Source organism: Tepidiforma sp. (assembly GCF_034432735.1).
Lineage (GTDB): Bacteria > Chloroflexota > Dehalococcoidia > Tepidiformales > Tepidiformaceae > Tepidiforma.
Map to the genome: position 1 here is coordinate 1 of NZ_DAOUBJ010000073.1, position 12320 is coordinate 12320.

12 protein-coding genes are annotated in these 12320 nt (G+C 68.9%); 8 read left to right on the forward strand and 4 right to left on the reverse strand.

The window, feature by feature from the left end:
- Positions 1-654 (forward strand): diguanylate cyclase (locus VAE53_RS07695; protein ID WP_322818786.1); only part of this gene is annotated, 654 nt, incomplete at its 5' end.
- 8 nt (positions 655-662) lie between these two features.
- Here the strand turns inward: VAE53_RS07695 and pyk are convergent.
- Complete coding sequence (gene pyk, locus VAE53_RS07700; protein WP_322818787.1) at positions 663-2108, reverse strand: pyruvate kinase; 1446 nt, start codon at positions 2106-2108, stop codon at positions 663-665.
- Positions 2109-2233: 125 nt separating this feature from the next.
- Between pyk and VAE53_RS07705 the strand changes: the two genes are divergently transcribed.
- Together VAE53_RS07705 and VAE53_RS07710 are read left to right on the forward strand one after the other, a co-directional pair.
- Entirely contained in the window at positions 2234-2713 is a 480-nt protein-coding gene (locus tag VAE53_RS07705) for a hypothetical protein (protein ID WP_322818788.1), read from the forward strand.
- The gene (locus VAE53_RS07710) at positions 2710-3228 is read left to right on the forward strand and encodes an FKBP-type peptidyl-prolyl cis-trans isomerase (RefSeq protein WP_322818789.1); all 519 of its coding nucleotides are present in this window, start codon (positions 2710-2712) and stop codon (positions 3226-3228) included. The genes VAE53_RS07705 and VAE53_RS07710 overlap by 4 nt, the downstream gene beginning before the upstream one ends.
- Here VAE53_RS07710 and VAE53_RS07715 read toward each other — a convergent pair.
- From VAE53_RS07715 to VAE53_RS07725, 3 genes are all read right to left on the reverse strand, one after another.
- Positions 3225-4532: a CoA transferase gene (locus VAE53_RS07715; RefSeq protein WP_322818790.1), complete on the reverse strand. Its 1308-nt coding sequence runs from the start codon at positions 4530-4532 to the stop codon at positions 3225-3227. The genes VAE53_RS07710 and VAE53_RS07715 overlap by 4 nt on opposite strands.
- Before the next feature lie 25 nt (positions 4533-4557).
- A complete protein-coding gene (locus tag VAE53_RS07720) occupies positions 4558-5697 on the reverse strand; it encodes an acyl-CoA dehydrogenase family protein (protein ID WP_322818791.1) in 1140 nt (379 codons plus the stop codon).
- A gap of 73 nt (positions 5698-5770) precedes the next feature.
- Entirely contained in the window at positions 5771-6853 is a 1083-nt protein-coding gene (locus VAE53_RS07725; protein ID WP_322818792.1) for a phosphotransferase family protein, read from the reverse strand.
- 110 nt (positions 6854-6963) lie between these two features.
- Between VAE53_RS07725 and VAE53_RS07730 the strand changes: the two genes are divergently transcribed.
- The 5 genes from VAE53_RS07730 to cobA form a co-directional block, all read left to right on the forward strand.
- Complete coding sequence (locus tag VAE53_RS07730) at positions 6964-7995, forward strand: hypothetical protein (protein WP_322818793.1); 1032 nt, start codon at positions 6964-6966, stop codon at positions 7993-7995.
- Complete coding sequence (locus VAE53_RS07735; RefSeq protein ID WP_322818794.1) at positions 7992-9125, forward strand: hypothetical protein; 1134 nt, start codon at positions 7992-7994, stop codon at positions 9123-9125. The genes VAE53_RS07730 and VAE53_RS07735 overlap by 4 nt, the downstream gene beginning before the upstream one ends.
- 2 nt (positions 9126-9127) lie before the next feature.
- A complete protein-coding gene (locus VAE53_RS07740; protein ID WP_322818795.1) occupies positions 9128-10126 on the forward strand; it encodes an aldo/keto reductase in 999 nt (332 codons plus the stop codon).
- Complete coding sequence (locus VAE53_RS07745; protein ID WP_322818796.1) at positions 10123-10899, forward strand: chlorite dismutase family protein; 777 nt, start codon at positions 10123-10125, stop codon at positions 10897-10899. The genes VAE53_RS07740 and VAE53_RS07745 overlap by 4 nt, the downstream gene beginning before the upstream one ends.
- Positions 10900-10941: 42 nt before the next feature.
- Positions 10942-12320 (forward strand): uroporphyrinogen-III C-methyltransferase (gene cobA, locus VAE53_RS07750; RefSeq protein WP_322818797.1); only part of this gene is annotated, 1379 nt, incomplete at its 3' end.

Sequence of the window (12320 nt, forward strand, 5' to 3'; positions counted from 1 at the left end):
GTCGTCCTCGCCGTCCAAGCCGGCCAATACCTCCATCGCCCCACCACCCCCAACCTCGTCGTCACCATCGGCCTCGCCACCCTCTTCGCACTCTTCGTCGCTCACGAACTCTTCATCCGCCTCGTGCGCAAACGACACTGGCACCGCGTCGCCGCCCGCCTCCAGGGCGCCGCCTACCTCTCCGAATTCCACAACCTCCCCAATCGCAACTACGTCCTCGCCGAACTCCGCCGCGAAATGCCCCGCGCCCGCGCCATCGGCACCCCCTTCGTCCTCGTCCAGCTCTCCATCGAAAACATCGACGACATCCGCGCCCGACGCGGCGACGACTTCGCCCAACGCGCCCTCGGCAGCCTCGCCGAAGTCCTCAAACGCCTCACCCGCTCGTCCGACTTCCTCGCCCACCTCGGCGGCGCCAAATTCTGCGTCATGCTCGTCGAATGCACCCTCGAGCAAGCGTTCCTCTACCTCAAACGCGTCCCCGGCACCATCGCCGTCTCCGACGGACACAACATCTTCGATGTCCCCGTCACCGCGCGAGTCCTCCAATACGACCTCCAGGCACTCTACGCCACCGACGTCCTCCACGACCTCGAAGAGGCGCGCCCCCTCCGCCGACGCGAACAGCCCCGCCCCGACGCGCTCGTCGCCTGACGCCGCGTTCACCACTGAAAAGTCGCAGCGTCGCCCACCCGGTGCAGCTTCAAGAAATTCGTCGTCCCCTGAGCGCGCACCGGAAGCCCCGCCACCACCACCACCTCGTCGCCCTCCTCCACGTATCCGCCCGCCAGCAGCGCCTCGTCCAGCGCCCGCAGCAACTCGTCCGTCGTGAGCACCGCCCTGCTCATCACCGGGACAACCCCCCGCGCCAGCGCCAGCCGCCGATACACCGCCTCCGCATGCGTCACACCGAAAATCGGCGCCTCCGGGTGCACCTTGCTCAGCAAGAGCGCCGAATACCCGCTCCGCGTGAAACAAGCGATGCCCCGCATATTCCGGTCCGATTCCACGATCCGCCGCGCCGCCAACGCGATCACCAAGGAGTGATCGTCCTCCTCCCCATCTCCCCCGGCCTCCGGCGCCCGCCCCATCACCGCCTCCGCCTGCCGCAGGATCCGATCCATCATCGCCACCGACTCCACCGGATACTTCCCCACCGCCGTCTCCTCGCTCAGCATCACCGCGTCCGAAAACTCCCAAGCCGCATGGGCCACGTCCGAGGCCTCCGCGCGCGTCGGTCGCGGCGCGTCCACCATCGATTCCAGCATCTGCGTCGCCGTGATCACCGGCACCATCTCGCGGCCCGCCGCTGCGATGATCCGCCGCTGCCAGACAGGCACCTCCTCCGGCGGCAGCTCCACCCCGAGGTCACCCCGCGCTACCATCACCCCGTCCGCCTCCGCCACGATCGCATCCAGGTTCGCCACCGCCCGCTTTCGCTCGATCTTCGCCACCACCGGGATATCGCCCCCGAGCGCCGCGATCGCCGCCCGCGTCGCCGCGATGTCCTCCGCGCCCTGCACGAAGCTCAGCGCCACATAGTCCACGCACTCCGCAACCGCCATCGGAAGAGCCTCCCGGTCCCGGTCCGTCAGCGCCGGCGCGGCCAGCACCGTCTCCGGAAAATGCACACCCCGGCGCGGCCCCAACTGCCCGCCCGCCACCACCTCGCAAACCAGGTCGGCCCCGTCACGCGCCACCACCCGCAGCTCGACCCGGCCGTCGTCCAACAAGATCCGCTCCCCCGGCACAACATCCTCCGTCAGCCGCTCGTAGCCGATCGTGAACCGCTCCTCCGTCCCCGCCACCGGCTCCGCCGTCACCCGCACCGTCGCCCCCGTCGCCAGCTCCAGGGCGCGGCCCCCCGCCGTCTCCCCCGTCCGAATCTTCGGCCCCGCAAGATCCAGCAGCACCGCGACCGGCCGGCCCTCCATCTTCGCCGCCTCCCGAACCAGCCGCACCCCCTCCCGATGCCAGTCCAACGTCCCGTGGCTCGTGTTCAGCCGCGCCACATCCATCCCCGCCCGGATCATCCCGCGGAGCACCTCCCGGTCGAACGAAGCCGGGCCCACCGTCGCCACAATCTTCGTCTTTCGCAGTGGCGCCACGTCCCGACTATACCAAGCCCTCGTTTCCAACTCGTCTACGAACCCCATCCCAAGCCGCGTATCCCTTCCACCGTGTCCGACCGTACCGCCCACCCTCCCATCCAACCGAACGGTACACTGGCAACGTGCCCCGCGAGTCGCTCCAGGCGCGCCAGTTCCTCTTCCTCACCGAAGAGCTCACCATGCGCGCGCTCGACCCCACCGTGCCCACCCCCTCCCGGCGGGTCATGTGGACCATCCTCCAACTCTCCTGGGGCGAACCCGCCTACCACATCGAACTCCAGCCCCAGCCCGCCCGCGGGCTCGTCGAGCTCGGCCTCCACTTCGAAGGTCCGCCCGAGGCCAACGACGCCCGTGCAGCGCTCGTCGCTGCCCACGCCGCCCCACTCATGGCCGCCCTCGGCCCCGCCTGGGAGCTCGAGGCGTGGACCGCCTCCTGGCGGCGCCTCCACCGCACCTACCCCATCGCCACCCTCACCCGCCCCCTCGCCGAAACCGTCGCAGCCGACCTCGCTCGCGCCATCCCCCTCCTTTACCCATTCTGCCTCCCCGAGCCCGATCCCCGCTTATCCCTAAACGCCGCCGCCGCTACCCTCGCCTCATGAAGCGACAGCTCCCCATCCTCCTCGTCGCAACCGCCGCGCTCCTCCTCGCAGCAGCCTGCGGCGACGACGATGCCGACGCCACCCCCACACCCAGCGGCACCCCAGCCGCTACATCCACTACCGCGCGCACTGTCACCCCCTCGCCGACCGCGCGCTCGGGCCCCATCGTCCTCCAAAGCCCCACCACCACCGCCACCGGCCTCCGCTACCAGGACATCGTCGTTGGCAGCGGTGCCACGCCCCAGCAAGGTCAACGCGTCACCGTCCACTACACCGGCTACTTCACCGACGGCCGAAAATTCGACAGCTCCCTCGATCGGAGCCAGCCCTTCACCTTCGTCCTCGGCGTCGGCCAGGTCATCGCCGGCTGGGACGAAGGCGTCGCAACCATGAAAGTCGGCGGCAAGCGCCTCCTCTACATCCCCGCCAAGCTCGCCTACGGCAGCCGCGGCCAGGGCCCAATCCCGCCCGACACCGACCTCGTCTTCGAAGTCGAACTGCTCGACGTCCGCTAATCGCGCCGCCCACCCGCCGGCGGCTCCCACGCCCGCACCACGCCCGCAGCAATGAGCGCCTCGATCTCCCTCGCATCCAACCCCAGCTCGCCGAGCACCTCCCGCGTATGCTGGCCGAGCGCCGGCGATGGCCGCCGCGTCCCCGTCTCCCCACCGCTCATCCGCAGTGGACTGTTCGCCATCACCACCGGCCCCACCACCGGGTGGTCGAACTCCCGCAGCAGCTCCATCGCCGCCACCTGCGGGTCATCGAACAGCTCCGCCGTGTACCGCACCGGACCGCACGGCACACCCGCCGCATCGAACGCCGCCACCCACTCCTCCGTCGTCCTCGTGCTCAACGTCGCCGCGATCAGCTCGTTCAACACCAGATTCTCCTCCGCCGAGAGCGCCTCCGTATCGAACTCGTCGCCCTCCACCCGCGGATCCTCCACACCAAGCACCCGCACCGCCGCGCGCCGCAGCCGATTGTTCAAACAAGCCAGCGCAATGTACGAATCCTTCGTCTCGTACACCTTGTAGTACGGATTGTTCCGGCGGCCCGTCTCGTGCCGCGTCGGCACCTCCCGCAGCGCCTCCTCCACCCGCCGGCCCTCCGCCCGCGCCCGCTCCATCGCCCCCAGCAGCTGCTCCCGCTGGGGGCGGTCCAGGCGCTCGATCGAGAACATCGGCCGATACTGCACCGCAATCCCCGCAGCGAACAGGCTCGTCTCGATCAGCTGACCGCGGCCCGTTCGCTCACGGTGGTAGAGCGCCGCCGCCGCCCCGTAGGCCAGAAACATCCCCGCCGCCAGGTCCGTCGGCGAAGTCGTGATGATCGGGTGCGGCAGCCCACCCGCCCCCTCGAACGCCATGATCCCCGTCATCGCCTGCGACACCAAGTCGAACCCCGGCCGATCCCGGTAGGGCCCCGCGCTCCCGAACGCCGTGTTCTGGCAATAGATCAGCCGCGGATTGAGCGCCGAAAGCGTCGCAAAATCCACCCCCAGGCGCTCCGCCACCCCGGGACGGTAGTTCGCCAGCAAGATATCGGCCGTCTTCACCAAACGGGCGAAAAGCTCTCGGCCCTCCGCCCGCTTCAGGTCGATCGAAATGCTCCGCTTCCCCTTGTTCACACCCATGAAGCCACGGCTCTCCCCAGGCGCCACCGGCGCCGTGTGCCGCCAAAAGTCCCCCAACGGTGGCTCCACCTTGATCACATCCGCCCCGAGGTCGGCCAGAAGCTCCCCGGCCAGCGGCCCCGCAATGTACTCGCTCAAGTCGAGCACCCGGATACCCTCGAACACCCCGCGGATGTCGTCCATCGCTCCTCGCTCTGCCCCCTCTCTCCTATCCGCGCGGCAGGCCGAGCCCCCGCGTCGCGATGATATTCCGGTTGATCTCCGAAGTCCCGGCCGCAATCGTCAGCGACACCGCCTGCAAAATCGCCATCGGCACCTGCCCATCCAGCGGAGCCCACTCGCCCCCGAGCAACTGACCGCGCAACCCCAGCGTCGTCAACGCCGTGCGAGCCATCCGCTGGTGCAGCTCCGTTCCGAACGTCTTCGCCATCGAAGCCTCGTAGTTCGGTACCAGCCCCTTGCTCTGCATCCACGCCACCCGGTACGACAGCAACCGCCCCACCGCGAACCCCAGCGCGATATCCGCCAGCGCCAGCCGAATCGCCGGGCGGTCATAGAGCGTCCCCTCACCGCCGTCCCGCGCTGGCGTCGCCTTCGCGTAGCCCACCACCTCCTCGAACGTCCGCAGCCCGCCGATCACCCGCCCGATACCCGAGCGCTCGAAATCCAGCGTCGCCGTCGAAACGTACCAGCCGCGGTTCACCTCGCCCACCACCATATCCACCGGCACCCGCACATCGTCGAAAAACACCTCGTTGAACCCCGCCTGCCCCGTCATCTGCACCAACGGCCGCACCGTAATACCTGGCAGCCGCATATCCACCAAAAAGTACGTAATCCCGCGATGCTTCGGAGCATCCGGGTCCGTCCGCGCAAGGAGAATCATGAAGTCCGCCCGCTGCGCATTCGATGTCCAAATCTTCTGCCCGTTGATCACCCAGCAGTCCCCGTCCCGCACCGCTCGCGTCTGCAGCGAAGCCAGGTCCGAACCCGAACCCGGCTCACTGAAGCCCTGGCACCACGTCACCTCGTCGCGCACGATCGCCGGCAGAAATCGGGCCTTCTGCTCCTCCGTACCGAAAAGAATGAGCGTCGGCCCCACGCGGTCCGCCCCCATCGTCTGCCCCGGCGCGCGGTGGTACGCCATCTCTTCGTTGTAGACCAGCTGACGCATGTGCGGCGCGCCCTGCCCGCCGTATTCCCGCGGCCACGACATCGTCAGCCAGCCCTTCGCCGCCAGCTTCTTCGTGAACGATTCACCCGCCTGCACCTTCGGCAGCTCCGCCTGGATGAACGCCCGCACCTCCCGTCGGAACGCCTCGTCCTCCGGCGAAAAGCGAAAATCCATCGCAGCCCACCTCGCCACGTTTGCGGAACTCTACCCCCGCGGGCAGGCAACCGTCAGCTCGCCAATCCTTTCATCAAATCTCCCCCCGGAGCCGCGGATCCGCCGCACGGTCAGCCTTCGCCAGCGCCTCCTCCACCAGCAGCTCGGCCCGCTGCCCCATCCCCTCGAACCCCTCGCCGACCGTCTCCCCCTTCAAATAGCGCGCGTGAATCCCCTCCACGATGACCGCCAACTTGTACTGCGCGAACACCTCGTACCACTCTATGGCCGAAACATCCCGCCCGCTCAATCGAGCGTACAAATCGATCAGCTCCCGCCGCGTATGAAAACCCGGCAGCGCCGTCGCCGCCGAAGCGATCCGCGCCGTAAAGTACGCCTGCGGGTCATCCGCCTCCCCCCAGTACACCAGCGTGTAGCCCAAATCCGTCAGCGGATCACCCAGCGTCGCCATCTCCCAATCGAGCACCGCCACCACCCGGCCCGGATCCTCCCGGTCCAACATCATGTTCCCGAGCCGATAGTCACCGTGCACGATCGTCGGCTTCGGTGAAACCGGGATGCTCGCCCGCAAGCGCCGAATCAACTCGTCGATCGCCGGCAGCGGCCGCGTCTCCGACCGCGCCCACTGCTCGCTCCAGCGCCGAACCTGCCGCTCCAGATACCCCTCCGGTCGCCCGAAATCACCGAGCCCCACCGCCTCGTAATCGATCGCATGGAGCTGCACCAACGTCTCGATCAACGCCCGCCCGATCGCCCGCCGCCGCTCCTCCGTCTCCGCATATCCCTCCGGAACCCGGTCCGCGATGATCACCCCCTCCCGGTACTCCATCACATAGAACGGATAATCGTTCACCGCCGGATCCTCGCACAGCGCGATCGGCGGCGGCGCCGGAAAGCCAGCCCGCTGCATCGCCCGCAGCACCCGGTACTCCCGCGCCATATCGTGCGCCGTCGGCAGCACATGCCCCAGGGGCGGCCGCCGCAGGACCCACACCTTCCCTCCCCCCTCCACACGGTACGTCAGATTCGAACGCCCGCCGCTGATGAGCGCGAACCGAAGCGGCACATCGCCGCCCGGCACATGCTCGGCGAAAAACTTCGAGACCGCCTCGTAGCGGATCCCGGCCGGTACCTCGTCCATCGATTCCTTCGTCATCGAACCGAAAAGTATACGCCCCTGCCCCTTGCACCGAAGCGCCACCGCAGCGAAGATCACAAAACTTGAAAACCTCGTAGATCTTCACAATGAACGATCATTTGAGAGATTTGGCCAAATTGGTCGTCTGCTCCTGGGAGACCGCCTCCGCCTCCACCGACGCCTTCCAGGCCGCCAACCGAGCAGCCGCTGCCCACACCGGAGCGATCGTCACCACCTGCCAGCGCATCGAAATCATCGCACTCGAACCCTGCCCACTCGCCTGCCCCGCCCAACGGACCGGACTCCCCGCCTTCCGCTACCTCGCCGCCCTCGCCGCCGGACTCCACTCCATCGCCCTCGGCGAACACGAAATCCTCGGACAGGTGCGGCGCGCCGCCGACGAAGCCCCGCCCCAGGTCGCCGCCATCCTCCACCGCGCCATCTCCGCAGCCCGGGCCTTTCGCCGCCAATACCCATCCGATGCCGATGCCGGGAGCCTCCTCCGCCTCGCCCTCCAGCGGCTCCCCACCCCCGCCTCCCTCCTCGTCGCCGGATCCGGGCCCACCGCCGCCGCCATCTGCCGCACAGGCCGCGCCCTCGGCATCCCCCGCATCACCCTCACCGCCCGCACCTGCCCACCCTGGCAGCCAGCCCGGTCCGATACCTGGCACCACCTCGGCGCCCTCCCCAGCCTCCCCAACCACGACCTCGCCGTCGTCGCCCTCGGCGGCGATGCCCCCGTCCTCCAACCCTCCACCATCCCCGCAACCGCCATCCTCGACCTCTCCACCCCGCGCCGCACCGACCCCGCCGACACCCGCGTCACCACCCTCGCCGACCTCCGCGAACTCGCAGCCTTCGAAGCCCGCGCCCCCCTCTTCACCGAACTCGACCGCCACATCGAGCGCGTCATCGCCCATTGGTCCGAAGATTCCGCCTCGCCCGTCGGTCGATTCCGCCGCGCCATCGAACTCCGCCGCCGCAGCGACCTCGAGCGAATCGCCCGCCGCCACCCCGAAATCCCCCGCCACGTCCTCGAAACCATCACCCGCAGCCTCGTCGCCCACCTCCTCCACGAACCCTCCCAACGCCTCCGAGCCCTCGACCCAGCCACCGCCCACGCCATCGTCGACCTCTTCGAACCCCAGGAGCAGCCATGACCGCACCGCCCGTCCTCAGCACCCACCACCCCGAAACCGCCGCCATCCTCGCCATCTCCGAAGACGGCATCGCCGGATTCCACGAGCGCCCCTTCGCCCTCATCGCCCACCGAGCCGGCCTCCCCGAACCTCTCGTCATCCAGCGCATCCGCGAGCTCCTCGAAGCCGGAGTCGTTCGCCGCGTCCGCCAGACCCTCGACACCGGCAGCCTCGCGCATGGCGCCCTCGTCGCCTGGAAAGTCCCCCCAGCCCTCCTCCACGACGCATTCGACACCCTCTTCCGCGACGACCCCTTCTCCGGCCACGTCGTCATCCGCTCCACCGATTCCGCCTTACCCGGCGCAGCCTTCCGCCTGTGGACCACCCTCAAAATCCCCCAGGGCTTCTCCCTCCAACGGCACGTCCAGGCCATGGCCGCCCGCATCGGCGCCGAAGACTGGCGCATCATGCCCGCCCGCTGCCTCTTCGCGCTCGGCGTCGGACACGTCCGCCGGAGGAGCCTCGCTCCCGGCGCCCGCGCCGAAACACCCGCGCGGCCCCGATACCCCCAGCTCGTTCGCCTCGAACCATTCGAGTGGCAGGCCCTTGCCGCGCTCAAAGCGCCCCTCGAGCCCTCCGAAATCACCGAGGAGCCTTGGCGCATCCGCTGCGACCGCCTCGGCCTCCCCTACCCCGCCTTCCTCCAGGCCGTCGCCCGCTTCCAAGCCAACGGCCTCGTCGCCCGCTTCTCCACCTTCCTCGAACACGTCAAAGAGCTCCCCACCGGCGAGCGCGTCACCCGCTACAACGCCCTCTTCCACTGGGCCGTCGAGCCCGGCCGAGAACTCGAGGCCGGCGCAGAAGTCGGCCGCCACCACATCATCACCCACGCCTACTGGCGCGAAGCAGGCCCCGAGTTCGGCAACGTCAACCTCATGGCCGTCGCCCACGGCACCCAAAAAGAGACCCTCCTCGCCCACAAAGCCGCCATCGACACCCACCTCGCCCAAGCCGGCATTCCCGTCCACTACACCACCCAATTCTGGGGCGGCCGCTCCGAAATCAAACCATCCGAAATCCTCCCCTCCGCCTACGAAGCCTTCTGTCGCAGCCACGGCATCGACCCCGACACCATGCGCGAGGACACCTGACCATGCACTACCGGCAACTCCACGGCACCCCCCTCACCCTCTCCGCCGTCGGCTTCGGCGTCTGGACCGTCGGCACCACCTGGTGGGGCATCACCGACCGCTCCGAAGGCATCCGGCTCCTCCGCCTCGCCTTCGACCTCGGCATCACCTTCTTCGATACCGGGAACACCTACGCCGACGGCGCCGCCGAGACCATCCTCGCCGACGCCCTCGGCGACCACCGCTCGGAGATCGTCATCGCCACCAAGTTCGGCTACGACCTCTCCGTCCCGCCACGCCCCAACCAGCAAGAACGCCCCCACGACTGGTCCCCCCAGCACATGCGCCGCTCACTCGAAGCCTCCCTCGAAAGGCTCCGCACCGACGTCATCGACTACTACCAGCTCCACAACCCACGCCTCGACGCCATCCAACGCGACGACCTCCTCGCCGCCCTCGAAGACGCCCGCCGCGAAGGACTCATCCGCGCCTACGGCGTCGCCCTCGGCCCCGCCTTCGACATGCGCCAGGCCGAAGAAGGCATCGCCGCCGTTCGCCGCGGCATGCCCGCCCAAATCATCTACAACATCCTCGAACAGGAACTCGGCGAACGCATCTTCCCCGTCGCCCGCCAACACGGCGTCGGCACCCTCGCCCGCGTCCCCCACGCCTCCGGCCTCCTCGATGGCACCGCCACCCGCGCTACCGAGTTCCCCCCCGGCGACCACCGCCGTTGGCGCATCGACACCCCCGAGAAACGCGCCCTCTGGGAAGAAGGAATCCGCCGCGCCAGCACCCTCGCCTTCCTCGCCCGCGACGGCCGCACCCTCGGCCAAGCCGCCATCCAGTTCATCCTCCGCGAGCCCACCATCGGCTCCGTCATCCCCAATATCTACGACGAAGCCGGCCTTCGCGAATTCGCCACCGCCTGCGAAGCGCCACCCCTCACCGACGACGAATACCGCACGGTCCAGCGGCTTCGCGCCGCCGGCTACCCCGAGCCCGAAGGAGCCACCCCATGAGCAGCGACCACGCCCCCGCCACCCCGCCCCAACGCCCCCGTGGCCCCATGGTCGAACTCGACCCATCCGGCCGCGTCAACCCCAAAGAACCCGACCGCGCCCGCCGACAATTCCTCAACTACGCCTTCTTCCGCCTCGACCCCGCCTTCCGCCGCCTCCCCCGCGAAGAGCGCTGCGCACTCCACCGCGAATACGTCGAAGTCCTCCACCGCTGGTCCCATCGCGACGACTTCATCCTCCGCACCTACACCCTCGAAGGCCTCCGCGCCGACGCCGATTTCATGCTCTGGCGCATCGCTCACGACCTCCGTCGCTTCAACGAAATGCAGCGCGAACTCGACGCCACCGCCATGGCCGGCTGGATCATCCCCGCCTACAGCTTCCTCTCCCTCCAAAAACGATCCCAGTACGTCAACCGCATCGAAGGCTCCGGCCATGGCGTCGAACTCCTGCCAGGCGAAGGCCAATTCCTCTTCGTCTACCCCTTCGTCAAAACGCGCGCCTGGTACGCCCTCAGCCCCCACGCCCGCCAAGGCATGATGGACGAACACATCCACGTCTCCGCACCCTTCAAAGGCGTCCGCCTCAACACCAGCTACAGCTACGGAATCGACGACCAAGAATTCGTCGTCGCCTTCGATTCCGACTACCCACAAGAATTCGTCGACCTCGTCGCCAGGCTCCGCTTCACCGAAGCCTCCCTCTACACCCAACGCGATACCCCCATGTTCACCTGCCTCAAAACCTCGCCCGAAACCATCTTCCAGCCCTGATCCGCACCGCTGAACGCGATGCAACGTGCCACAATGGACTCGATGCCAAATCTCACAGGACACGCGTGGCTCGTCGGCGCAGGCCCGGGCGACCCGGGCCTCCTCACCCTCGCCGGCCGCGAAGCCCTCCAGCAAGCCGACGTCGTCCTCTACGATGCCCTCATCGGGCCCGAGTTGCTCCAATTCGTCCGGCCCGGCGCCGAGCTCATCCCCGTCGGCAAGCGCGCCGGCGGCCATACCATGCCGCAAGCCGAGATCGACCGCCTCCTCGTCCACCACACCGCCGCCGGCCGACGCGTCGTCCGCCTCAAAGGCGGCGACCCCTTCGTCTTCGGACGCGGCGGAGAAGAAGCCCTCGCCCTCCACCAAGCCGGCCTGCCCTTCACCATCGTTCCCGGCGTCAGCTCCGCCATCGCCGTCCCCGCCGCCGCAGGCATCCCCGTCACCCACCGCGGCCTCGCCACCCGCTTCACCGTCCTCACCGGCGCCGAACGAACCGGCGAACCACCCGCAAACGTGCCCGGCCCCGCAGCGGCCGGCACCCTCGTCATCCTCATGGGCGCCGCTGCCCTCCCCCGCCTCGTCGAACGCCTCCTCGCCGCCGGATGGGCCCCCGATACCCCCGCAGCGGCCATCGCCAACGGCACCCTCCCCGACCAACGAACCATTTCCGCCCCCCTCGCCTCCATCGCCGAGCTCGCCGCCCAACTCCCCACCCCACTCATCACCGTCGTCGGCCCCGTTGTCTCCCTCGCCCAAAGCCTCGCGCCCGGCCGCTCCGGTCCACTCGCCGGTCGCACCGTCGTCGTCACCCGATCCCGAACCCAGAGCTCCACCCTCGGCGAAGCCCTCCGTAACCTCGGCGCCACCGTCGTCGAAGCCCCAGCCATCCGAGTCGAACTCCACCCCGAGCGGCTCATCGCCGACGAGCGCGCCGCCAGCCGCTGGGACTGGATCCTCTTCACCAGCCAAAACGCCGTCGCCGCCGTCTTCGCGGCCCTCCACGCCGCCGGACGCGACGCCCGCGCCTTCGGGAACACCCGCATCGCCGCCGTCGGCGAAGCCACCGCAGCCGCCCTCCGGGTCCACGGCATCCACCCCGACTTCCTCCCCACCCGTGCCACCACCGCGAGCCTCGCCGCCGAACTCCCCCGTGCCTCCGGAGCGCGAATCCTCCTCCCCATCTCCTCGCTCGCCGGTCCCGAACTCCAAGACGCCCTCCGCGCCCGCGGCGCACACGTCGAGCGCATCGATGCCTACGACACCCTCCCCGAGCCCCTCCCTCCCGCCCTCATCGTCCGCGTCCTCGATGCCGATGCCGTCACCTTCACCAGCGCCTCCACCGCCCGCTTCCTCCGCGCCGCACTCGGCGAATCCCCTCTGCCACCCACAGCACGGCTCGTCAGCATCGGCCCGGCAAC